Consider the following 21,182-nt stretch of genomic DNA (forward strand, 5'->3'; position numbering starts at 1 on the left):
TCTTTTAGTTAGTTAACGCAGCTTTAACCGCGCCACCAAGCTCATCAGGATTGAATTTCGCGATGAAGGAGTTAGCCCCTACACGCTCAACCATGGCTTGGTTAAATACACCACTCAATGATGAGTGCAAAATTACGTATAAATCTTTTAGTTCTGCGTGACGACGAATCTCAGCAGTCAGCGTGTATCCATCCATTTCAGGCATTTCAATATCTGAAATCACCAATGAAATTTGATCGTAAATACTGCCTTCCGATGCCATTTTCATCAGAGTCTCATAGGCTTCTTTACCATCTTTGACAGCAATGACCTCAAAACCAATAGATTCTATAGCACGTTGAACCTGCTTACGAGCAACCGTCGAGTCATCAGCAATCAAGATTCGGCGAACCAATTCTTTCTCTTGTTCAACTTCTGCAATTTCCTCTGCGATTCTGCTATCCATGGTTTCATCAACAGGTGAGATCTCAGCAAGAATCTTTTCAACATCCAGAATTTCAACCAATTCATTATCGATGTTGGTTACCGCTGTTAGGTAATTATCTTTACCTGAACCATCTGGTGGTGGAAGAATAGCTTCCCAGTGCATATTAACAATTCTATCTACAGAGCTTACGAGGAATGCTTGGATAGTACGGTTAAATTCAGCAATCACCACAAAGCACTTATCGATATCAGATGTAGGACGTCCGCCTACCGCTAGGCTCAAATCAATGACAGAAACTGTCTGACCACGAATATGAGCCACACCTTTTACGAGATGATGTAAATTTGGCATTAAAGTCAGACGAGGGCATTGTAAAACCTCTTTCACTTTAAATACATTAATACCGTAACGCTGACGCCCCATTAGGCGAAAGGTTAGTAATTCTAATCGGTTTTGACCGACGAGTTGCGTACGCTGATTCACTGAATCAAGAATACCCGTCATGAGCTCATCTCCATATCAAACTTTTTGGATAGAAAGTGTTAGTCTACTGCAGGCTACGAACCACTAGAGAAATAAAATGACATATCATAAAGCAAACATATATCTTTTTTCCATAGCTATGTGTAGAACTATTTTTAAAACTGTCGCTAAGTTTATCGGCATTCTAACAATATTGTTTAGTTTTTTTACACACGCGGCAACGCCGGAACAAATTGACATGATCCAATCAGCGGCTGAGCAACACATCCTTGACTCGGTGGAGCAACCGCGAGGCGGTGAACTTTTTGTTAATTCCGCTAATGTAGACTCTAGAATCAAAGCAACAAATTGTCCTATCCCCCTTGAGACAAGTGCCTCTACAACAACCAACACTCGCAGCAGCATTACTGTTTTAGTTCGTTGTGTTCCTGATGAATGGCGTGTTTACGTGCCAGTGCGCCTTTCAATGTCAGTACCACTTGTCACAACGACTCGCTCACTGGCGAGAGGCGAAATTGTCGGTCAATACGACGTCACGACTACGATGATTTCTCTCAACAAATTTCGTCGCCAAGGCTTTACCACCCCACAACAAGTCATCGGTGCTAAGGTAAAAAAGAACCTAAGACCCGGTGATGTTGTCGAAAGAGGCGATATTTGTGTCGTATGCCGAAATGAGAAGGTTATCATACAGGCAGTAAAAGGTGGCATGACCATTACCACCAAAGGTACTGCACTTACCGATGGCTCAATGGGTGATCAAGTTAGGGTGAAAAATGACAAATCACAGCGTATAATCGAAGGTATTGTTACCAGCATGTCTGAAGTCACGGTTTACTTTTAACACTTCACTTTAAAGTGTCGGTATCGTTAGCGCTTTTATTCTCAACTCTAACATCCAATTATAACGGTTGAGGTGTTTGGTTCGTTTTCGACTATTGAGCTAAAAATTGCTAAAGTATTCTCACCCATGGTCGATATTGACTGTACAGGTTCCCATTTTGAAGAAAAAGGCTTAACTATGGCAGGTATTGATAATATTCGTTCAGGGCAAACCCTAGCGAGCACTAACCGCTCAGCAGTGCGCTCTGATTCTAAGTCTGAGGCATCAAGATCTGATGTATCATCTAAATCACCAGCAAGCAAAGATGCGGTTTCACTCAGCCAACAAGGCAAGGCGATTGGTCAACTCCATCAAGAGATGGCAGCACAACCAAGTTTCGATTCAGTGAAAGTCGCGGCAATAAAAGAAGCGATCGCAAATGGTTCATACACTGTTGATCCAGAAAAGTTGGCCGACAACATGATGAAATTTGAAAACGAATTAAAAGGTCTTTAAGCAAACATTAGCTTTTAAATAAAGTTATTACTTTAAAATACAAGAGGTTATAGTAGGTTACATTATGGCGGCACTAGCAGATTTAGTTAATTTCCAACTTCAAAATGCCAAAGCCTTATCTGAATTATTGAGTTCAGAGAAAATCGCTATTACAAGCCGACAATCAAGCGATATTGAGCGAATAGCCAAAGAGAAAGTGGTTCTTGTTGAACAACTAAGATCAACCGATCAACGAATCGCTGCCCATACTAATATATCTGAACTGACCGAGAGCCCTGAACTTGCTCAGTTAGTCACAACCATCAAATCCATAGTGCACGACTGCCATCAAGCGAACTTGGTAAATGGCGAAGCCTTGAATCGAGCACACCTTAGCTTCAAAAAACTCAGCAATATGATGCAGCAAAGTCACGGCAAAATTGGCATGACCTACAATGCCGGAGGCCAAACGCATACAATTTCTACGCTAGGAACCAACGTTAAAGCCTAGTTAGGTAAACCACCTCCCTCTCATATCTGTATCTGTATCTGTATCTGTATCTCAGCCTACCCTTCTCGTTACACTAGTCAAATCTCCCACTAAACCTGTGAATGTACTCCCCAAGCCGATAAACAAAAAAGCGGCAAGTACTTTAATACTTGCCGCTTTCTTATTCATATCCGTTACTGGTTGCCGTTACGCCATCTGGAAAGCGAATAGCAGCCAATATAACAGGAGAAACCTATAACTAGACGACCCTTAAACTAGAACAACGTTTGTTGTCTCTTCTCAGGCACTGGCTGAACTTCGCCATAATTACGCAGTTGTTCCATTTTTTGGATGTCTAACCGCAGTTCAGTCACATAGCTGTCGCCAACAGGGTAACTGCGCACCACTTCAGCACCACGGATAACACCATCAACCGCGCCTGAAGTTCTCTCAGTACCAAGACGCTGATCTTCAAGCTCAGCTCGACCACTCACGCGCATACCATACACTTGCTCGGCAAGTTCACGATACGCATCAATTTTAGAGGCTCTCATTGCTCGAATACGTTTCTCTTCGTCATTACGACCTTTCTGCTCGCTGACACTCGCGTAGCCAACCGCAACCAAAAAGTCATTAGGTCTCATGCTTTGTAATGGTTGGCAGCCGACAAGCAATAAAGCGGCAACAACAAATATTAACTTCTTCATCACGAACTCCTAAGGGCGAAGAATAACAGTATGAGGCTGACTGATCGTTGGATCAGAACGAATAATAACCCCATCTTGAGTTCGAATACTGTTCAGAGTATCTAAGTCACGACCAATACGGTCTGCAGGTAAAAAGCCTTGTGCGGAAGCAACAACGATGCGAGTTTGCATTCCGACCACACGAGCATTCACTAGAACACCGCCTTCTTGACGAAGCATAGTTCCAGTCAAAACATACTGGACGTCTTGCTCTTGGGCTAAGTCTTTCCAATCGCGGCTAATAGCAAAATCCCCCTGGTGGGTCACTTGGATAGAGCCTGTGGTTTTAAAATCAACCACTTTAAAACCTCGACGCTGAAACTGATGAATGAAACCTTCTGATACCGAGTTTCCTAACCAACTGGTTGTGTCCATGTGTTGCAGATCGACAAACGAGGTAATGGCAATGGGTGTTCTGGCTGAAATACTCGTATTCGACAAGATCAAATCTTCGGTCATGCTTTCCACGAAAAAATCCATGGTATGACGCGGGCTGTCCATCAACATAAACGGACTGCCTGAATACTCAGATTTACCGTTATAGATTGGCGAATAAGCGCATGATGTCATTAACATGACACTCATTACTACGAGCCATTTTTTCATTCTCTTATCTCCAGATATATTTAGTGCTTGCTGTTCCAATATGTTCTCGCCATGACTCTTTTCAATGGATTACAATGTTGGAACAATCTTTGCTTTTCATTAATGGTTCAGATTATGAAAAACGCACTTGAGTCAGCTTTAAGCTTATAGATATTTGTTAAGCAATATTTATACCCAACTGGTAACGAATAGATGAAAAAAATAATTTATTACTTATTTTCAATAAGTTTACTGACAACCATCAGCTTCAGTACTCATGCCTCTTGGTATGAAGTTACCGGTACTGCAACCATCGTATCGTCAGAGGATGCGGCAAGGGTTCATGCCCTAGAGGATGCCGTTTACAAAGCCATACAGTTCTCTGGTGCTGACATCGGCAGTATTGCAAACCTCACCCCCTACTTAGATGCAAAAAAGAAAGAATTTCAATTTACCAATCATGAAGTGCGCTACATCTTAGTAGAAAAAGAGAAGAAACGCGGTGGCAATATAATGGTCACTGCAAGGATAGACATCTACCCTTCGGCAAGTGCTTGCCATGAAAGCCAATATAAGAAGACGTTTTTGGTCGGTAATATTGATGTAAGCTCTCCACAACAAGCTGTGATGGGCCGAATCTATAACATTGGTGATGATTTTGGCCATGTTGTTAACCGACAACTGGCGCAAGAATCTCGCAGTTTTGTCTCTGTTGGCACAACAAATTACGACATTGACAAGCGTCGACCGGAAGTGATCAAAATGATCGCACAAGATACGGGGGCACAGTACATCATAGGTGGTGACATCACCGACTTAACCGCAACCATTGAATCGAAGCTTTTGAAAGACGACATTATCAATCGCCAATTTGCGTTAGAAATGCAGGTATTCGATGGTAAAACAGGTCATCAGGTTTACAACCGAAGCTATCGTGAAGTAGCAAAATGGCCATTTGCGAAGACCAGTGAAATCGACACCCGCAGTGCTCGTTTCTGGGCATCAACCTATGGCAGTATGATGCTTCGTGTCAGTCGTAATATTATGTTGGATTTAGAATCGGAAGTATCTTGTAAAATCACGCTTCCTGAAGTTGCTGCTGTGTTTGGGAATATGGTGACCATTGATTTAGGACGAATACACGGTGTAGAACAAGGCGACAAACTTCAGCTTTGGCACACAGGTTCATTTATCGACCAAAGAGGCTTGCCACGCAATAAGGTCTCTCAAAGCGATATCACCCTGACGGTTTCTCGCGTTTATGAAAACGAAGCTGAACTCACCATTGATCAACCAAGCCTTGCGGGAAGCATTCAAATTGGTGATGTAATGCAGAAAATCATGTAGTTAGCAGCACCATCAACTCATGTTTTCTAATAAAGCCTTAGCAAAAGTACTAAGGCTTTATTTTTTTCATGAGGATTAGTTTCGGTTTCGCGGTATTTGTCGTAATCTTATTAATAACATAATCATCATTTAGCGAACTATGAGCCAGAATAATCTAATTGGTGCTACCGGTTACCGCTTTATCTCGAAAGGTAAGACCGCTTTTAAGATCCACATTCATACACCCGACGATACGGTATTACATCGTTCAGTTGGCTTTGTTCGTATGGGGGAAGACAAAGCACTCAAGAAAACCATCAAATTAAGAGATGAGCTAGGTAGACAGCTTTGGGGCAAGTTTTGGCCAAAGGTCCTCAAAGAACCCTATCTCATGACACGTCTGCCTCATAGTTTAGAGCCTAAAATTGTATTTAAGCCTAATCCAACGCAGAGTGACCCTGAACATCGCGACGAGTGCTACATAGCGAAATGGCGTGTTTTCTCTGAGAATGGTGATTACAAATATAGAACAAAAGTATGCTCTATACGAAAACACGGTCGACTCGCAGCCTACAGCCAAACCAAACGAGCACTGCTTGAAGCTCACAAAGATGTGATTGAGCTGCTTATCTTTATGGGACGATTGAACAGCATTGATCTGAAGTAGTATCAACCTCGATAACTTCGTTAGAAACTTTGGATTCTGACGTACTGGAGTTGGTACTCGAGCTGAGAGGCTGATTATCAGATACAAAAACAGCCGCGCATTGCGGCTGTTTTGATTTATGGCTAACCATAGTGACCATTTAGCATGCTATTACATACTAAATAGACCATCTAGCTTCGGCATATCTCTGCCAGCGTCTTCAATCGACGTTTTGACTCGTTTACATATGGGTTGCTTTGATCCCATGCGTAGCCCGCCAAAATCGAACATACCATTTGCTTTATCTTCGGGTTTGGTTCTTGATAGAAAATCACATCCTGAAGAGCCCCCGAGTACCACCCTTCAACATACGTTCTGAAAGTATTTACCCCAATCATCAATGGTTCAGCGTATTCACGATCCCAGTCGACTTTCTCACCATTGAGTTGTTTTTCCACACACTCAACCACAAACTGAGCCGACTTCATCGCAATAGTCACTCCCGATGAAAATACAGGGTCAAGAAATTCCCCTGCATTACCCAGTAATGCATACTTATCGGTTGCAAGATGTTTAACGTTGACAGAATAGCCACCAATTTCGCCTGCGGGATTTGGATACTCCGCATTTGCCAAAATCTCGGCCAAGCCCGACTCTTCTGTTGCCAGCTGCTTAATCGCCGAAATCTTGTCTTCTGGGTATGATTCAAAGAATTTAGGTTCCCCTACCACACCGAATGAAGAGACTCCGTTACTGAAGGGAATCAACCAATACCAAACATCAGGATTGGTTGGATGTACCGAGACCAAAATTTTACTGCGATCGTATTCAAGATCAGTATCCGTTGCTGAGATATGATCATTAATATGTGTGAAGATAGCTTTGCGCGGAGGAAGTCGTGATGGCTCTTCTAAATCGAGCATCTTGGGTAACACTCGACCAAAACCACTACCATCAAGGACGTATTGAGCCTCTAGCTGATAACGCTCTCCACCCTGTATTTGTACATCTAGTACAGTACGGTCTTCAGCGAAGTTAATGCCTATCAGTTCATGTTGGTAATCAATGGTAACACCCTGCGCTTCAGCACAGTCTGCCATTACCTTATCAAAAGTACCTCGTTGAACCTGAAACGTCGTTCCCGGCCCAGAAGAGAACTTATCTTCAAAATTAAACGCCGTATAAACACCATTTTTACGAAAAGCCGCGCCATCTTTAAATTGGAAGTTAGCATTAGCCACAGCTTCGCTCATGCCCGCTTGTTCGATCACTTCCATGCACGCAGGTAACAGGCTTTCACCAATAGAAAAACGGGGGAAAAGGCTCTTTTCAATCACTCGAACATCGATGCCTTTTTTATGAAGCAAAGACGCAGCAATAGACCCAGATGGGCCAGCTCCGATGATCACTACTTGAGTTGACAGTTTTTTCATTAATTTAAGCCATGTTTACCATGATTATTTCGCGCTAGCTTTCAGCTCCAGAAGCGTATGCCCAAGACCGATATCGTCGGTACGAGTCACCACATCAAAGCCAGCCTCTTCCACTATCTCTAGGAAATCTTCACTGCGGTAAAAGCGGCTGTTGCCGTTGGCCAAGCAAGTGAAGTAGAGAGACGTCGCATTTAAGCTATAAGAAGCCGCATCGTATTTCTGTGCATCCCAAAACAGTTCAAGGATATAAACAGTCGCGTCTTCTGACATATGAGAGCGAACACGCTTTAATATGCTAAGAATTTCCATTGGCGAGAAACAATCAAGGAACTGACTCATCCACCACACATCCGTACCTGTCGGCAGCGCTTGCTGTTTATCAAGCATGTTAGCGGGGAATGGAGTCACTCGGTCTTGATGACCGTGCTGTGTTGCGTTTGCCATTGCCATTTCTAATTGCTGCGGCAAATCGACAATCGTCACCTCGACATCAGAGTCGTAGTTACAACATTGCATTGCCCACTTACCTGTATTACCGCCAATATCCACCAGCGATTTAGGCTTCTTACTGAAAACTTTCTCAAGCAACACGGGGAAAGAACGATCTGAGTAGAAATGATCAAACTTAAACCAGCTCTCTTTTGCTTTTTCTGGTAATTGAGACAAACCTTGATAAATCGTTTCCCAATCACCCAGCTCTTTCAGGCCTGCAGGTGTACCTTCTTCTATTGCTTCGGTTAAATGCATCATCGCGGCATAACAAACATCAGCCGTGAAATCCATATTTGCGTTGGTCATGCCATCGTGCAATAGATAGAAGCCTAGGTTAGCCATTTTATAATGGGGCTTATCCCAAGTAACGATATGAGCACTCAACGCCATATCAAGCAGAACTTTGACACCGTATTCGGATACACCCGTTGCTTGAGAAATAGTTTCAGCGGGTAAACCATCATTGCCCGCGTCATCTAACGCTTTCAAAATACCTAAATCACGAAGTGTACGAGCTGTATGAAAAACAATAGGAGCAAAAGACAATTTTTGCGCTTCTGTTTTTGCTTCTAATGCGTTAAATGGATCTAATTTATATTCCGACACGAAAAACCTAACTTTAAAATAATAGAGAGCTACATAGCAGCCATTTGTGCAAGCTTGCGTTTAATATCAACGTTCAAGTTATTAACCCAACGGTTGTAATTACGGTGTATTTCACCATCGTCGTACTTCAAATTCTCTGATTCGACGTAAAGAATAGAGTAAAACTTATCATTATATGGAATATCAACCACAGCATGATGTGAACGGACATACAGTTCAGCACGGATTAGGCCTGGCTTAATTTCTGAAACCAACCAACCTCGGTTCTCAGCAGACTCATAAATCGCTGATTTCACCTGTTTACTTTGAAGATTCAAAACAACTGGAGTATCCTCAACATTCATTACAGGTTGGACACGTCCACAGCCTGCAAGAACGAGTATAAATAACATTGAAACGGCTATTTTTAGTAATTTCATTTAAACTCCTTACCCGTGTTTATTTATAAGCATGCATAGTATTAGTTAGACCCAAAGTAAATCAATACTCTATGTCAAATCAATCCCAATTAATGTCGTTTAATATTGAAAAATGGTCAGCAAATTCGCCAGGCCTCTATTCCGTTGCCGAGTGGCAAACGTGGAGCACTCATTTAGATTGGCCACAAAATGGCTCAACCGAATTTAAAGCCATCCCTCCTATGATGCGCCGCCGAATGAGCCTGCAAAGCAAACTGGCCGTCCAAACCGCATTAACTCTATTAAAAGATACCTCGATTGATTATCTGGTTTTTGCCAGTCGGCATGGTGAGCTCCACCGAACAGCCACTTTAATTCAATCAATATTAGAAGGTGACGATGCCTCTCCAATGGCGTTTTCCCAATCGGTACACAACACCGCTGCAGGTCTAACAACGATTGCTGCAAAAGCACCGATTCCACTGACCTCTATCGCTGCTGGGCAAGATACCTTTCACAACGCCCTGATTGAAGCTTATCTTTACCTACATCAGTATCCGTCACATCGTGTACTCGTCATTGACTTCGACCAACCTCTGCCTGATGTATATCGAGAATACGAAAATCAGCACTATGCTGACTACGCTCTAGGTTTAGTAGTCACTGCAGGCAGTGACTACTCAGTTTCGAGAGCAGTAACAAGTAAACCAATCGCTAGCCCCCCCAAAGTTAGAGACAGCTCAGCCGCTGATTTACCACAAGGCCTACAAACGCTACAACATATCCTATTGGGAACACAGCATTGGACTATTGCTGGTAAGCACCAAAACTGGTCCTGGGTCAATAACGCCCAAGCAGGTGCACAGAAATGAGCAAAGTAGGCCAATGTTGGCGAGTATTCGCGACGGGGCTCTGCTTTACCATCTTTGGTTTGGGAGGCTTAGTCTTAAGCTTCTTAATCTTACCTTCGATCGCCCTAACGACTCGCAACGTCATAGAAAGAGAGCTCAAAGCACAACGATTAATCCGTTTCTCATTCAATGCATTCTGCCAAATAATGAAGTTCACAGGCGCGATTGATTACCAAATTGATGGCGCCGAACTGCTCCGCGAAGATCGCAACTGCATCATTGTCGCCAATCACCCTAGCTTGATTGACTATGTACTAATCGCCTCTCAACTTCCTCAATGTGATTGTCTTGTTAAAGCGGCAATATGGGAAAACCCGTTTATGAAGAGGATTGTCAAAGCAGCGGGATACATACCCAACCAAACCCCTGACGATCTTTTAGAACGCTGTGAAGAACGCTTTTCGCGTGGAAATGTATTGTTAGTTTTCCCTGAAGGAACTCGCACAACGCCAGGAATTGAACCATCCTTACAACGTGGTGCGGCACAAATTGCCACTCGAACACAAACCGATTTACGCGTGATTCATATTACAGTTTCTCCGACATTCTTAACAAAAGAGAAAAAATGGTATCAAGTTCCTGCCACTAAACCCTTTTTTCATATCGCAGTGAAAGGTAAAATAGACGTCGCACCCTTTATTGAGAATTCAAACAACTTAACTTCGGCAGCAAGGCGCCTCAATCAACACCTTGCACAGACTATTTTTCCTTCCGAAGAGAATATTTAGCTCATCAATAAAACAACTGGTGATATCAGCGTTTCGAAAATACATCACATAATGTAGAATCGCCCCCCTTGAAGTAGCATTTAGATAAAGTACTAAGTAGGCCTAAGTGGAAACATTACACAACGAACTAAAACAACTGATTATCGACGCACTGAATCTTGAAGATATGAGCATTGATGAAATTGAAACGGAAGCACCACTGTTTGGTGATGGACTTGGATTAGATTCTATCGATGCCCTTGAGCTCGGCCTTGCTATCAAGAAAAAGTACAACATTGTTATCGATGCCGACGATTCAAACACTCGCCAGCATTTTGCATCGGTTGAAAACCTAGCTAACTACATTTCATCTAAAACAAACAACTAGACAGATCTTTATGACACAAGCTAACCAACAAGAAGTATTCAACCAGGTTAAAGATGCGCTTATCGAGCTGTTTGAGCTTGATGCTGAAGATATCACTCCAGAAGCACACCTTTATCTCGACCTCGATCTCGACAGCATTGATGCCGTTGATTTGGTCGTTCACTTACAGAACGTTACAGGTAAGAAGATCAAGCCTGAAGAGTTCAAAGCAGTACGCACCGTTAATGACGTTGTCGAGTCTGTGGTTGAACTATTGAAGGACGCATAATGCGTCCTCTGCTGACTTTACTGTCGGCAATCATACTTTTCACTTATCCAATAGCGGTTTACTTTGGACTCAACAAGTTTGGCCTACAAACCGTTGGTATAGTCTTAGCCGCTATTTTTGCTGTCCGCATTTTCACCGGTGGTCAGGCTAAAATCAAAGAGCTAAAACACCTAGCTTGGATTAGCGGAAGTGCCGGAATTGTTCTGCTGGCATTAGGGTTAACCTTCAAACAGCACGGCTGGCTAACTTATTACCCCGTCATCGTTAATGTTTGTATGCTGGTTGTGTTCGCCTCGAGCCTATGGCAACCGCAAACGATTATCGAGCGGCTTGCTCGCCTCCAAGAGCCAGAACTTCCACAAAGTGGCGTTGATTACACACGAACAGTCACCAAAGTTTGGTGTCTGTTCTTTGTTATCAATGGCTCTATCGCCCTTTACACCTGCTTCCAACCTCTTGAAATATGGACCCTATACAATGGCTTACTCAGCTATGTATTTGCGGGGTTGCTCTTTGCAGGAGAGTGGGTAGTAAGACAGCGCATTCGTCAGAGTTAAATTGTTATGACACAAACCATCTCTTACACTTCCTTGTCTGAACTTCTTAGTCAGAACAGATCGCCTGATTCTATTGTCTGCTTTGACGACAATAGCGAGATTTCGTGGCAAACATTTAACGACGACTTATCTCAACTCGTACAGCTTTTATCTTCATCCCCTTTTCAACGAGTTGCGATTTGCACCCAAGACAGCTACCTATTTTCAGTGGCCTTTTTAGCGTGCGCAGCCAGCAACAAACACATCATCTTGCCAGGTAACTATCAACCGTGTGCGCTTGCCGAGCTGAGTGAGCATTTTGACTGTCTGTTGGTCGATGATGCGATTGGTGCAGTGGAAATAAATGAAGTTCGCAATATCCAAACCTTATTAGACACCGAAATACGAGAACCTCTAACCGATAATCTTCCCGCCATTGAGTTAGCAGCAATCCAATTGACCCTGTTTACTTCAGGTTCAAGCGGTACGCCGAAGGCAATCAATAAAACACTAGAACACCTAGATATTGAAATCGCTCAGCTAGATAAAAACTGGGGCGCCTTGCTTAAAGACAACCAAATCCACAGCACCGTATCACACCAACATATCTATGGTCTGTTGTTTCGAATCTTATGGCCACTTTGTTCTGGAGTTCCATTTTCTCGAAACAATCTCGAATACCCGGAACAGATCCTGTCTCACGCTAACAAGCAGAGCGTGTTGATCAGCAGCCCTGCGCTACTCAAACGATTAAAACACGAGACAAAGTCTACGCATCTAGCGGGGGTGTTCTCTTCTGGTGGCCCTTTACCTACCGAGTCGGCTCATCAATCACGAGATCTGCTTGGGCATTTACCTATCGAGGTGTTTGGCAGCACAGAAACCGGCGGCATCGCGTTTCGTCAGCAACAGAGCGTTCAAACACCTTGGCAGCTTTTTGACTGTATTAAGGCTAGTCTTAATAGTGAGAATTGCATTAAGTTATTGTCGCCGTACATCGACAAAAACAACTGGTATCAAACCGCAGATGAGTGCGAAATGGTCTCAGAGAATCAATTTATATTGAAAGGCCGAACCGACCGAGTGATCAAGATAGAAGAAAAACGAGTATCACTGGTTGAAGTTGAAAAGCGACTGGAGCAACTACCTTGGATAAGCGAGTGTGTGGTCATTCCCTTTGAAGAGCCTGAACGCTTAATTTTAGCATCGGTTTTGGTATTATCAGAGGAAGGCCAAGTGACTCTCGCAACCATGAGTAAAGGTAAATTCTGGTTAATGTTACGTTCAGAACTCAGAAAATGGTTAGAGCCAATCGCTATTCCAAGAAAGTATCGTGTTGTTGATGAGATCCCCCTCAACAGCCAAGGCAAGCGACTAACCTCTCACATAGAGCAGCTCGTCAAATCATAAAAATCACTGGTCGCATTTTATACTGAGATTATCTTTTATATTTTTGTCAGAAGACCCATTTTAGCCCAAGGATTCTAAGCACACGCTATGGATAAGAGAAAACCAAACGTCATTGCTGTTGACACTGTAGAGAAAGAATCGACCCTGACACTCCATGTTACCGGAGACATCACCGATTTTAAGGGGCACTTTAAGAGCTTCCCTATTCTTCCCGGTGTGACACAAATTGACTGGGCACTTCACTATGCTGTCCAAAAGTTAAATGTCCCTGGTTACTTTAAAGGTATGGAGGTCATCAAATTCCAAGAGCCTATCCTTCCTGACGCCACAATCCAGCTATCACTCAAATGGGATGCTGACAAAGACAAGCTGAGCTTCAGCTACACCTCAAACAACGGTGAACAGACCCACTCTTCAGGAAAAATGAAGCTGGGAGAGAAAAGTGAATAGCGCTCCTGCTGAGGCTGCTTCTCAACACGTAACAAAAGAAAGCAACTACAAAGCTTGCTTCCTAATCCCGTGCTTTAACCACGGTGAAACCATGCCTGCAGTGGTGTCGTCACTCCATCATTTTGAGTTGCCGATTATCATCGTTGACGATGGCAGTGAACTCACCACGAAACAGTTTCTGGCTCCCCTAGTAGAGAATTCAAACGTAACCTTGGTGACGCTAGAGCAGAACCAAGGTAAAGGCGGTGCCGTAAAGGCTGGCATCAAACGAGCACAGGATCTCGGCTTTAGTCATGCCATTCAGATTGACGCTGACGGTCAACATGACCTAGACGCCCTACCCGCATTAATCGAAGCGTCACAAGCTAAGCCCCAGCGCCTGATCTCAGGTCAGCCTGTCTATGACGATAGCGTACCGAAGGCAAGGCTCTACGGGCGCTACGCGACACATATTTGGGTGTGGATAGAAACTCTATCTCTCTCGATTAAAGACAGCATGTGTGGCTTTAGAGTGTATCCAATCGATAAGACACAAACAGTACTGAATAAATACGATGTCGGTTCGAGAATGGACTTCGATATCGAGATTCTGGTTCGCTTATACTGGGAAGGTTGCGACATTGACTTCATTGAGACGCGAGTCATCTACCCTGAAAATGGTGTCTCTCATTTCGATGCGCTGCGGGACAACGTAAAAATCAGTTGGATGCATACTCGACTGTTCTTCGGCATGCTGCCAAGAGCCCCTAAGCTGATTGCTCGTCACTTCAAATCAAATTCTGAAGATCACCTAACAAGTTCGACACAATTTTCAGAAAGCAATCAGGCGCAGCAGACACCAAATAGCACTGAACAGCCTCATTGGTCCAGAACTCAAGAGCGCGGCACAGTTCTCGGTATCAAACTGTTGTTAGCTGTGTACTCACTATTAGGCCGAGGTGTATTCAACCTAATTTTGCGCGGTGTGATGCGTTACTACCATTTGACAGGCAAGCGCGCGCGAAACGCTTCTGAGCAATACCTATTCCAGCTTAAGACATACGCAGAGCAACAGAATATTGAGTTACCCGCTGAATTAACCAGTTATAACCACCTGCTTTCGTTTGGCCATACCATGCTAGACAAATTAGCCGCATGGAAAGGTGATTTTTCAGTCGATAACCTGACCATTCATGGTCAAGAGCAATTCGAAAGTATGGTGGAAAACCAGCAAGGTGTGCTAATCCTGGGTTCTCACCTTGGTAATATCGAGTTGTGCCGTGCTTTGGGACGTCGACACTCACACATCAAAATCAATGCGCTGGTCTTCACGGAACACGCCGAACGCTTTAATTCGGTGATGAAAGCAGTAAACCCACAATCTGATTTAAACCTGATTCAGGTGACATCGATGGGCCCTGATACCGCCATCTTGTTGCAACAAAAATTGGAGCAAGGTGAATGGATTGTGATCGTTGGCGATAGAACCTCCACCAGCAAAGAGAGTCGCTCAGTATGGGCAGAGTTCTTGGGTAAAGAAGCTCCCTTCCCTCAAGGGCCATTTATGTTAGCCTCTGTTCTCAAAGCGCCAGTATTCTTATTGTTTGGCCTACGAGATGACTCACAAACCAAACCGCATTTTAATGTCTATTTTGAGCATTTCAGCGACAAGATAGAGCTACCAAGGAAGACTCGCGAACAATCTTTACAGCAAGTCGTGCAGAAATACGCAGACCGACTTCAGCACTACACACTGAAAGCACCGCTTCAGTGGTACAACTTTTTTAACTTTTGGACATTGAGCAAGCACCATGACGAAAACAAATCCAAATAGCATCACCTTTGGTGCCGAACGCCTCACGATTGAGGATGTTGTCGCTATTTCACAAGGCGCAAAAGCCTCGATGAACTCAAGCAATGAGTTCACATCAAAGATCGACCGCGGTGTCGCTTTTTTAGAACGCCTATTGAAAGAAGAAGGCGTGATCTATGGTGTGACAACGGGCTACGGTGACTCATGTACCGTTGCAATTCCGCCAAACCTTGTTGATGAATTACCACTGCATCTAACGCGCTTTCATGGCTGTGGTTTAGGCGAAATACTGTCTCACGAACAATCTCGTGCAGTATTAGCGACACGTCTTTGTTCATTGTCACAAGGTGTCTCTGGTGTGACTCACGATTTGCTCAACCAGATCGTCACTCTGATCAACCAAGATATCTCGCCGCGCATTCCTCAAGAAGGATCGGTTGGTGCCAGTGGTGATTTAACGCCGCTGTCTTATCTGGCAGCTGCACTGATTGGTGAGCGCGATGTCATCTACAAAGGTGAAGTTCGCCCTACTAGTGACGTTTACAAAGAGCTAGGGATTAACCCTATCAAGCTTAAGCCAAAAGAAGGCTTGGCATTGATGAATGGCACGTCAGTAATGACGGCTTTGGCTTGTATCGCCTACAAACGTGCAGAATACCTAGCTCAGCTATCGACTAAGATCACCGCAATGGTGTCTGTAGGTATGCAAGGCAACGATTTCCATTTCGATGAAGCGCTGTTTGCAGTTAAGCCTCATCCGGGTCAACAGCAAGTTGCTGCATGGCTACGTGATGACTTACAAGCGGATCGTCCGCCACGCAACAGTGATCGCCTACAAGATCGTTACTCACTGCGTTGTGCTCCACATGTGATTGGTGTGGTTCAAGACTCTCTGCCTTGGCTACGCCAAATGATTGAGAACGAGCTCAACAGCGCTAACGATAACCCAATTATCGATGGCGACAATGAGCGCGTACTGCACGGTGGACACTTCTACGGTGGCCACATCGCAATGGCAATGGATACGCTAAAAACAGCAGTAGCCAACCTTGCAGATCTACTTGATCGCCAAATGGCGCAGTTGATGGATTACAAGTTCAACAACGGCTTACCATTTAACCTAACGGGTGCTGAAGGCGAACGTAAACCAATCAACCACGGTTTCAAAGCGGTACAGATTGGCGTTTCAGCTTGGACAGCAGAAGCATTGAAACACACCATGCCAGCAAGCGTGTTCTCTCGTTCAACCGAGTGTCACAACCAAGACAAAGTCAGCATGGGCACCATTGCGGCTCGTGACTGCTTACGCGTTCTTGAACTGACTGAACAAGTAGCGGCAGCATCACTTCTGGCGGGGACACAAGCGCTTGAGCTTCGTAAACGCCATAATGAGCTTGATGAGCACCACATGAGTGAAAACCTAAAGCACATTCGCGACGAAGTGCTTAAAGAGTTTGAATTTATCGTAGAAGATCGACCACTTGAAGGCGATCTACGCCACTTCATTGCTCGTATTCAAAGTCAACACTGGTCACTTTACTCCTAGAGTAGCTAACCCTTTACGCAATATTGTTGAGAGCGATTTATGTCTGAAATCCTTCATCCATTAAAATCAGAGGTTACTTTAGTAACCTCATTCCAAGATGCCGACCCAATGGGCGTGATCTACCATGGCAACTACTTCCGATTTTTTGAAGAAGTTAGGCGCATCATGATGGATAAGATTGAGTACAACTACCATGAGATGAAGGATTCGGGCTACATGTGGCCGATCATCGACACGCGCGTAAAGTACATCAAAGCAATACCGTTTAATCATCAGATCACGGTATCCGCTAAGTTAACTGAATGGGAAAACCGCTTGCGTGTTGACTACGAAATTCACGATGCCAACACCGGTGCTCGTATGACACGCGCTCACACCATGCAGGTTGCAGTAACCATTGAAGAGCAAGAGATGTGTTTTGCTTCGCCGAAAGTGTTTACCGATAAAATCGAACACTGGCATCAATTTGGCTGCTTACCCCAATCAACTGAGCAGCAATCAAACGATCACCAATCAGAGCAACCGCAAGTACCTAACACACAGCAGCAGGTGAAACATGAGTCTGTTTAAACACGGGCGTAAGCAAATCAGTATCGCACTGCTAGGGCTTGCTTCAATGATGGCGAGCCACTTTGCTGGCGCTAGCGAGAACACGAATGCTGTCGGCTCTATTACAGAACTACAAACCGTGTTAAGCGAAAATAGTATCGTTCGTGGTGAGTTTACTCAAACACGTAACATGGAAATGTTCGCCCAACCTCTAACATCACAAGGTACTTTCCTGTTAGACAAGTCGAATGGTTTGCTTTGGACACAAGCGACCCCCTTTCCTGTGAGCTTGGTGCTAACCGATAACAAACTGAGCCAAAGATTTGCCGATCAACCCGCTAAGATCATTACCGATAAAGAAAACCCAATGGCATTTTATTTCAGCCATATATTCCTGTCGGTGTTTCACGGGGACACGCAAAAACTTCAAGAGCAATTCTCACTGTCATTTGAACCAGCGACTGAGAAAAATTCTGATGAAAGTGCAAACTCAAGTTCAGAAGACACACGATGGACACTCACTCTAAAGCCAAAGAATGCGCCAATGAACGCGGTGTTTGAAGCCATCACACTGCAAGGAAAAGGTGACATTGAACGTATCGAACTTAGAGAAGTTCGTGGGGACAGCACTGTGATCGAATTTAGCCAGTTAAGCCATCTACCGGAAGTATTATCAGATGCTGAAGCGCAACAATTCCAATTCTAGCCTAGCCCTTGCTTGGCTTGTTGTCGTAATACTGTTTAGCGGATTGTTAATAAAACAATTCGCTTTTTCTTCGTCGGTACCGATTGAAAGCAACATTCTAAAGTTACTACCAGAAAACCAGCAAGACCCAATGGTAGAGCAAGCCTTCCAGCAGATATCCAGCTCGATGAGCGAGCAAGTAGTGTTTATCATAAGCGCCTCCGACGTCGAACAAGCCATGACAGCGACTGATGCTTTTGAAAAAGCCCTCAACCAAAGATCTTTCTCAAATCAGCCAACTCTGTTTAAGCAAGTTCAAGGCAAGATCAACGCCAGCACGCAAAGCCAATGGAGCGATTTCTATTTTCGTCACCGAGCTCAACTTCTAACTCAACAACAAAAAGAGACGCTGACACACTCGCCGGATTCGCGAGCTCAATATGTCATTCAGTCTTTGTACAATCCGTTCTCAGGCGTCACCGCAGCAGAGCTATCTCTCGACCCATTCTTGTTATTTCGCGACTACATCAGTGCTGTTGGCGTTCAATCAAGTAACTTTGTTCTGAAAGAGGGATACCTCACCGCTCAATCTAATGAGCAAACTCATATTTTGGTGACGGCGACTCTGGCAGGCTCACCTTATAGCTTGGCGATTCAAGAACAACTTCCTGATCTTGATTCAATTGAGCGCGAGATCGAAAAGCAGTTTGGTGTCAAAGTGCAGCATACCGGTGTGGTGTTCTACGCCAATTACGGTACCGAAAGCGCGAAATCAGAAATCAGTACCATTGGTTTGGGCTCATTGGCCGGTGTAATTTTATTGGTGTGGCTGACATTTCGTAGCGCCCTCCCACTTGCCTTGTCTTTGCTTTCAATCAGTACCGGATTATTGGTTGCGCTGGCAAGCACCGTCGCTATCTTCGGCAAGATTCACCTGTTTAGTTTGGTATTCGGTGCCAGCTTAATTGGCGTATCCATCGACTACTCTTTCCATTACCTAACCGATCGTTTGGCGGCTGGTAATCAATGGCAAAGTGAAAAAGGCTTGAAACATATTATCGTTGCGATCACCTTGGGTCTGATCACCAGCTTGATTGGCTACCTAGGTCTGTTGGTGGCACCTTTCCCGGGATTGCAGCAACTTGCTCTGTTTTCGTCGATTGGACTGATCGCAGCTTACGCCAGTGTGGTGTGTTGGTATCCGGTTTTAGCGGCAAAACCAAGCCAAGAACGCCCTCTTCCCTTGTCGAAGCTTTGGCATACTTGGTTAAGCCTCTGGAGCAACCAAAAATTTAGAATTGGCTTACCATTAATAGTGACTGTCGTTAGTTTGATATCACTCAGCCAAATTCGCTACGACGACGATATTCGTCAACTTCAAGCGATGCCTGATCAACTAAAACAGCAAGAACAAGCCATTACTGAGATATCAGGATTAGGCAGTGGTCAAAATATGCTGCTGGTGACCGCCAACAGCGATCAAAAACTGCTAAAAAAACTGGCTGAGATCACTACGAGCTTAGATTCTTTGGTCGATAGCCAAGGTATCTCCGGATATCGCAGCATCAATCAACAGTTGCTAAGCAAGCAACAACAACATGATAACTATCAGTTAGTTGAGCAACTCTATGGCCAACAAAGCCATATCTTACAGAACACTCTTGGTTGGCCTAGCTTTCCAGAGTTACCAAAGTTCGAGGCAATCACGGTATCTGGATTTTTAGAATCACCAGTGTCAGAACCTGTTCGACCACTTTGGTTAAAGCCGATAGACGGACAAGCAGCGTCAGTCATTTTGATCAAAGACGTCACAAATTCAGAACTGTTCTCTCAATGGCTTGATTCAAGCTTTGCTCAGCAGCAAGGTGTTAAATACCTCAATAAAGCCGATGAAATCTCTGCTCTCTTTGCGGAATATAGAGTCAAGATCACCGAGCTATTATTGATAGCTTTGGCCGCTATTGGGATGGTGTTAGGTTGGCGCTACGGTGTGAAGCAAAGCCTATTAATGCTGTTGCCTTCATTAATTGCCGGAGTCGCTGGTTTAGCGGTCACGGGCATTTTAGGCTCGACACTGAATCTGTTTAACCTGCTTGGACTGATTCTAATTTTAGGGATTGGTATCGACTATACCCTGTTCTTTGCTGAGCAGAAGAAATCACTAAGCACCTTATTGGCGATTACTTTGTCAGGCCTCACGACGTTACTCTCGTTTGGCTTATTATCGTTGAGTCAAACTCATGCCATTCATAGTTTCGGTGTTACCGTCCTAACTGGTATTTTCGTCGCGTGGTTGCTTTCGCCACTTGCAATCAACAACCAACAAGCAGCGGAAAAATCAAACTCTCGAGAGGCTTTTAGATGAACAAAACAATCAAGATAGCGCTCGCCGTTGGATTGGGCTTACTACTCAGCGCTTGTTCGATGGTGTCTCAACAGCCTACAGGCGCAAGTGTCGCAATCGACAAAGACACAGAGCTCACCTTGCCGCTACCTGCTGAACTGGGATACTCATTTACGGCAAGCCAGCTGATCAGCGCAACATGGCAAGATGATACGCAACAACTTCCTGTTCAAGTCGAAGTCACATCAGACAAAGTCGTGTTGGCGGGTTTCTCCTCTTGGGGTACTCGCATTCTATCGCTGCAATACCAAAACCAAACGATTGATACTCAAGTTCTATCTGGTCTTGGCGCTACCCTGCCGCTACCCGAGCAAGTACTATTTAATTTGATGCTGACTCTATGGCCAGTTGAAGCATGGGCTCAACCTTTACAAGACATCGGTTGGTATTTGGTCGATACCGAAAACAGCCGCACCGTCTTTGATGAAAACCAACAGCCAATCATTGAAATTGATTACCAAGCAGAGCCCGGAGCACATAAAACGGCAGGCAATATTGTTTTCAAACATTTGATTCAAGGCTACACCATCACCATTCAAACGTTGAACTCAACGATTGTCGACAACCCAAGTAAGAGCTAAACATC

Annotated in this window: 23 protein-coding genes and 2 pseudogenes; 19 read left to right on the forward strand and 6 right to left on the reverse strand. The window is 44.3% G+C overall.

The features are described 5' to 3' along the window. Window positions 1–4 precede the first annotated feature (4 nt). On the reverse strand, window positions 5–931 hold the full coding sequence (locus ACED59_RS18830) for a chemotaxis protein CheV (protein ID WP_009848577.1): 927 nt from the start codon (window positions 929–931) through the stop codon (window positions 5–7). A gap of 76 nt (window positions 932–1,007) precedes the next feature. Here ACED59_RS18830 and flgA point away from each other — a divergent pair, with 76 nt between their 5' ends. From flgA to ACED59_RS18845, 3 genes are all read left to right on the forward strand, one after another. Further along, window positions 1,008–1,754, forward strand: a complete 747-nt coding sequence (flgA, locus tag ACED59_RS18835) for a flagellar basal body P-ring formation chaperone FlgA (RefSeq protein ID WP_017099163.1) — start codon at window positions 1,008–1,010, stop codon at window positions 1,752–1,754. Window positions 1,755–1,931: 177 nt separating this feature from the next. After that, window positions 1,932–2,249 carry a flagellar biosynthesis anti-sigma factor FlgM gene (gene flgM, locus ACED59_RS18840; protein ID WP_029224079.1) on the forward strand — a complete coding sequence of 106 codons (318 nt, stop codon included), beginning with the start codon at window positions 1,932–1,934 and terminating at the stop codon, window positions 2,247–2,249. A 64-nt stretch (window positions 2,250–2,313) separates the two neighbouring features. Continuing rightward, window positions 2,314–2,739, forward strand: coding sequence for a flagella synthesis protein FlgN (locus ACED59_RS18845; protein ID WP_017099161.1), 426 nt, complete (start codon window positions 2,314–2,316; stop codon window positions 2,737–2,739). 254 nt (window positions 2,740–2,993) lie between these two features. Here the strand turns inward: ACED59_RS18845 and flgP are convergent, their stop codons facing one another. Together flgP and ACED59_RS18855 are read right to left on the reverse strand one after the other, a co-directional pair. Further along, window positions 2,994–3,425 (reverse strand): flagellar assembly lipoprotein FlgP, encoded by a 432-nt coding sequence (gene flgP / locus ACED59_RS18850; RefSeq protein WP_012603423.1) that lies wholly within the window; start codon window positions 3,423–3,425, stop codon window positions 2,994–2,996. 9 nt (window positions 3,426–3,434) lie between these two features. Then, complete coding sequence (locus ACED59_RS18855) at window positions 3,435–4,070, reverse strand: FlgO family outer membrane protein (RefSeq protein ID WP_012603422.1); 636 nt, start codon at window positions 4,068–4,070, stop codon at window positions 3,435–3,437. Window positions 4,071–4,262: 192 nt separating this feature from the next. Between ACED59_RS18855 and ACED59_RS18860 the strand changes: the two genes are divergently transcribed. Together ACED59_RS18860 and ACED59_RS18865 are read left to right on the forward strand one after the other, a co-directional pair. After that, window positions 4,263–5,396 carry a flagellar assembly protein FlgT gene (locus ACED59_RS18860; RefSeq protein WP_017099160.1) on the forward strand — a complete coding sequence of 378 codons (1,134 nt, stop codon included), beginning with the start codon at window positions 4,263–4,265 and terminating at the stop codon, window positions 5,394–5,396. 139 nt (window positions 5,397–5,535) lie between these two features. After that, the gene (locus tag ACED59_RS18865; protein ID WP_009848584.1) at window positions 5,536–6,042 is read left to right on the forward strand and encodes a hypothetical protein; all 507 of its coding nucleotides are present in this window, start codon (window positions 5,536–5,538) and stop codon (window positions 6,040–6,042) included. Window positions 6,043–6,212: 170 nt separating this feature from the next. On the opposite strand, the gene ACED59_RS18870 is transcribed toward ACED59_RS18865, so the two are convergent. From ACED59_RS18870 to ACED59_RS18880, 3 genes are read right to left on the reverse strand one after another with little or no spacing between them, the layout of a single operon-like run. Next, the gene (locus tag ACED59_RS18870; RefSeq protein ID WP_017099159.1) at window positions 6,213–7,454 is read right to left on the reverse strand and encodes an NAD(P)/FAD-dependent oxidoreductase; all 1,242 of its coding nucleotides are present in this window, start codon (window positions 7,452–7,454) and stop codon (window positions 6,213–6,215) included. A gap of 24 nt (window positions 7,455–7,478) precedes the next feature. Next, entirely contained in the window at window positions 7,479–8,552 is a 1,074-nt protein-coding gene (locus ACED59_RS18875; RefSeq protein WP_009848586.1) for a methyltransferase, read from the reverse strand. A gap of 29 nt (window positions 8,553–8,581) precedes the next feature. Further along, window positions 8,582–8,971, reverse strand: a complete 390-nt coding sequence (locus ACED59_RS18880) for a hypothetical protein (protein WP_017099158.1) — start codon at window positions 8,969–8,971, stop codon at window positions 8,582–8,584. 71 nt (window positions 8,972–9,042) lie between these two features. Between ACED59_RS18880 and ACED59_RS18885 the strand changes: the two genes are divergently transcribed. The 14 genes and pseudogenes from ACED59_RS18885 (at window position 9,043) to ACED59_RS18950 (ending at window position 21,177) form a co-directional block, all read left to right on the forward strand. After that, window positions 9,043–9,822 carry a beta-ketoacyl synthase chain length factor gene (locus tag ACED59_RS18885; RefSeq protein WP_017099157.1) on the forward strand — a complete coding sequence of 260 codons (780 nt, stop codon included), beginning with the start codon at window positions 9,043–9,045 and terminating at the stop codon, window positions 9,820–9,822. Then, entirely contained in the window at window positions 9,819–10,589 is a 771-nt protein-coding gene (locus tag ACED59_RS18890) for a 1-acyl-sn-glycerol-3-phosphate acyltransferase (RefSeq protein ID WP_012603417.1), read from the forward strand. The genes ACED59_RS18885 and ACED59_RS18890 overlap by 4 nt, the downstream gene beginning before the upstream one ends. A gap of 106 nt (window positions 10,590–10,695) precedes the next feature. Further along, a complete protein-coding gene (locus ACED59_RS18895) occupies window positions 10,696–10,956 on the forward strand; it encodes a phosphopantetheine-binding protein (protein WP_009848590.1) in 261 nt (86 codons plus the stop codon). A gap of 10 nt (window positions 10,957–10,966) precedes the next feature. Continuing rightward, window positions 10,967–11,224, forward strand: a complete 258-nt coding sequence (locus ACED59_RS18900) for an acyl carrier protein (RefSeq protein ID WP_009848591.1) — start codon at window positions 10,967–10,969, stop codon at window positions 11,222–11,224. Continuing rightward, window positions 11,224–11,781: a septation protein IspZ gene (locus ACED59_RS18905; protein WP_012603416.1), complete on the forward strand. Its 558-nt coding sequence runs from the start codon at window positions 11,224–11,226 to the stop codon at window positions 11,779–11,781. The genes ACED59_RS18900 and ACED59_RS18905 overlap by 1 nt, the downstream gene beginning before the upstream one ends. Before the next feature lie 6 nt (window positions 11,782–11,787). Continuing rightward, the gene (locus tag ACED59_RS18910) at window positions 11,788–13,170 is read left to right on the forward strand and encodes an AMP-binding protein (protein ID WP_017099156.1); all 1,383 of its coding nucleotides are present in this window, start codon (window positions 11,788–11,790) and stop codon (window positions 13,168–13,170) included. An 87-nt stretch (window positions 13,171–13,257) separates the two neighbouring features. After that, entirely contained in the window at window positions 13,258–13,620 is a 363-nt protein-coding gene (locus ACED59_RS18915) for a 3-hydroxyacyl-ACP dehydratase (RefSeq protein WP_017099155.1), read from the forward strand. Continuing rightward, window positions 13,613–14,405 (forward strand): annotated as a pseudogene (locus ACED59_RS18920) (glycosyltransferase family 2 protein); the annotation flags it as partial. The gene ACED59_RS18915 and the pseudogene ACED59_RS18920, both read left to right, overlap by 8 nt. 62 nt (window positions 14,406–14,467) lie before the next feature. Beyond that, window positions 14,468–15,433: pseudogene (locus ACED59_RS18925) on the forward strand (glycosyltransferase family 2 protein); the annotation flags it as partial. Then, window positions 15,411–16,958: a histidine ammonia-lyase gene (hutH, locus tag ACED59_RS18930; RefSeq protein ID WP_017099153.1), complete on the forward strand. Its 1,548-nt coding sequence runs from the start codon at window positions 15,411–15,413 to the stop codon at window positions 16,956–16,958. The pseudogene ACED59_RS18925 and the gene hutH, both read left to right, overlap by 23 nt. Before the next feature lie 39 nt (window positions 16,959–16,997). Further along, complete coding sequence (locus ACED59_RS18935; protein ID WP_012603411.1) at window positions 16,998–17,528, forward strand: thioesterase family protein; 531 nt, start codon at window positions 16,998–17,000, stop codon at window positions 17,526–17,528. Then, complete coding sequence (locus ACED59_RS18940) at window positions 17,515–18,213, forward strand: outer membrane lipoprotein carrier protein LolA (RefSeq protein ID WP_012603410.1); 699 nt, start codon at window positions 17,515–17,517, stop codon at window positions 18,211–18,213. The genes ACED59_RS18935 and ACED59_RS18940 overlap by 14 nt, the downstream gene beginning before the upstream one ends. After that, complete coding sequence (locus tag ACED59_RS18945) at window positions 18,185–20,557, forward strand: MMPL family transporter (RefSeq protein ID WP_017099152.1); 2,373 nt, start codon at window positions 18,185–18,187, stop codon at window positions 20,555–20,557. The genes ACED59_RS18940 and ACED59_RS18945 overlap by 29 nt, the downstream gene beginning before the upstream one ends. Then, complete coding sequence (locus tag ACED59_RS18950; RefSeq protein WP_017099151.1) at window positions 20,554–21,177, forward strand: DUF3261 domain-containing protein; 624 nt, start codon at window positions 20,554–20,556, stop codon at window positions 21,175–21,177. The genes ACED59_RS18945 and ACED59_RS18950 overlap by 4 nt, the downstream gene beginning before the upstream one ends. Window positions 21,178–21,182 lie beyond the last annotated feature (5 nt).

This window comes from Vibrio sp. FF266 (assembly GCF_041439695.1).
In the GTDB taxonomy this organism is placed as follows: Bacteria; Pseudomonadota; Gammaproteobacteria; order Enterobacterales; family Vibrionaceae; genus Vibrio; species Vibrio tasmaniensis_A.